Here is a 1,067-nt window from a genome sequence, read left to right as displayed (position 1 = left end):
CGGCTCACCTTTTTCACCTCGCTTATTTGTAGGTGTCAACGACGTAACGTCCCAAAATCTTACCTTCGGCCATCAATTCGTAAACCTTTGGCAACTCGCTCAATCCCACAACCTTGATAGGACACTTGATCAAACCTCTGGAGAAAAATTCAATGGCCTCAGCAGAGTCGGCTCTGTTACCCACGTAGGAACCCTTGATGGAAATGGTCTTGACAACGGAATCAAAAACAGAAGCAGAAACCTTGGCACCAGCTGGCAATCCCACCAACACGACAGTACCGGCAGGTCTGACGTACTCTACCGATTGTTGCATGGCTCTCTCAGAAACTGAAACATTGATCACACCATGAGGACCTCCATTGGTGGCCTTGATGACATCCTTAACCAAGTCTTTAGAAGTCAAGAAATCGACGAAAGCTTCAGCACCCATCGATTTGGCAAACTCACCCTTGTCAGCACCACCATCGATACCCACAACTCTGTAACCCATGGCCTTAGCGTACTGGACAGCCAAGGAACCCAAACCTCCAGCAGCACCAGAAATAGCAACCCACTGACCGGCAGTCAAGTCGGCCGTTTTCAAGGCCTTGTACACGGTGATACCGGCACACAAAATTGGTGCTACCTGAGCCAAGTCGGTTCCCTTTGGAATACGGGCGGCCTGCACAGCATCGGCCGTAGCGTACTGTTGGAAAGATCCGTCGTGGGTGTAACCAGACAAGTCAGCGTGAGGACAATTGGATTCTTTGGAGGTGATACAGAATTCACACGACAAACAAGATCCGTTCAACCACTTGATACCAGCCAAGTCGCCGAGTTCCCAGCCGGTGACATTTTCACCAATTGCAACAACCTCACCAGCACCCTCGTGGCCTCCCACAAGAGGAAGCTTGGTAGCCAATGGCCAGTCTCCCTTCCAGGCGTGAAGATCGGTGTGGCACACACCGGAATATTTCACGTTAATCAAGATCTCATTGGGCTTAGGCTTGGGGACATCGATGTCTTTGTACTGCAATTCACCACCGTTGGTCTCGAAAATCACTGCTTTTTGTTTAGTTGGAATGGCC

General features: G+C 50.1%; 1 protein-coding gene. It reads right to left on the bottom strand.

Annotated features, from left to right (window positions below; translation table 11 throughout):
* Positions 1-22: 22 nt before the first annotated feature.
* The coding region (locus tag H9Y04_RS49115) for a zinc-dependent alcohol dehydrogenase (RefSeq protein WP_214662307.1) at positions 23-1,067 on the bottom strand (1,045 nt) is incomplete at its 5' end.

The sequence above is a fragment of the Streptomyces polyasparticus genome, assembly GCF_014493765.1.
Classification (GTDB): domain Bacteria; phylum Actinomycetota; class Actinomycetes; order Streptomycetales; family Streptomycetaceae; genus Streptomyces; species Streptomyces polyasparticus.
Note: the sequence above shows the minus strand (reverse complement) of the source record. Positions and strands in the feature narration are given on the sequence as shown.